The organism is Burkholderia sp. JPY481 (genome assembly GCF_038900515.1).
Classification (GTDB): domain Bacteria; phylum Pseudomonadota; class Gammaproteobacteria; order Burkholderiales; family Burkholderiaceae; genus Paraburkholderia; species Paraburkholderia youngii.
On the sequence record NZ_JAYMRT010000113.1, the window covers coordinates 1 to 769 of the forward strand.

The following is a 769-nucleotide window of genomic DNA, read 5'->3' on the forward strand; positions in this document are numbered from 1 at the left end:
GAAAACTCCCGCGTCACGCGACCGCCCTCGAAGCTCTGCTCACGTACCCATCCGCGAATAGGGTTGCCTCGCACATCCGCGCTGTCCACCTTCCACCAGCGCCGTTTCGTCCCGTCGCTGCCTGGGTCTTGTTCCATGAACACGTGACCGTCATCCTGCGGCAGCGCGGCAAATCGATAAGCCTGGACCACATCGGTCTGTTTCGGGTCCTTGCCGGATCGCCCATTGGCATGGTCATGGTAGAGGGTCGTTCCACGCGCCACGCGCAGAATGGTGGGCTCCGGTGACAGGCCCAGCTCGCTCCACCGGTCCTCGTGCGCACAGTTGGCCCGAACCCAGTCGCGTCCGGACTTGATGAACTGCCTGATGCCCCCGTCGCAGAACACCTCGATGTGCGCCAGCCGCGTTCCGCTCGTACATGCGTTGAGCGAGTCATAGCGGCCAGGGTGGCCGATCAGGTCACCGGCCTTGACGGGAAATCCACCGGCTGTCCCCTGCGGATCGCCCGCGCTGCACGTCCGGTTGGTCGTGACAATCACCCGGTCGAACATCGAATCCGGCATGCGCTCTTTCGCGACCGGCCCGCCATTCTGCGCGCCCAGGCAAATCCATCCGCCCACCGCCGCGGAAGCTGCGACGTAGCCGCCCGCCTCGGGCGCATACAGCGTTGCTCCGTTCAGGTCCGTTAGCTGGCCCCACGTTGCACCATGCACCGTGTCAGTCTTGCCGATGCTGACACTTGCCCCCTGCGGCACGATGCCAACGATGG

General features: G+C 65.0%; 1 pseudogene. It reads right to left on the reverse strand.

Features of this window, described 5'->3' with window-relative positions:
* Positions 1 to 769, reverse strand: a pseudogene (locus VSR82_RS39880) (glycoside hydrolase family 19 protein); the annotation flags it as partial.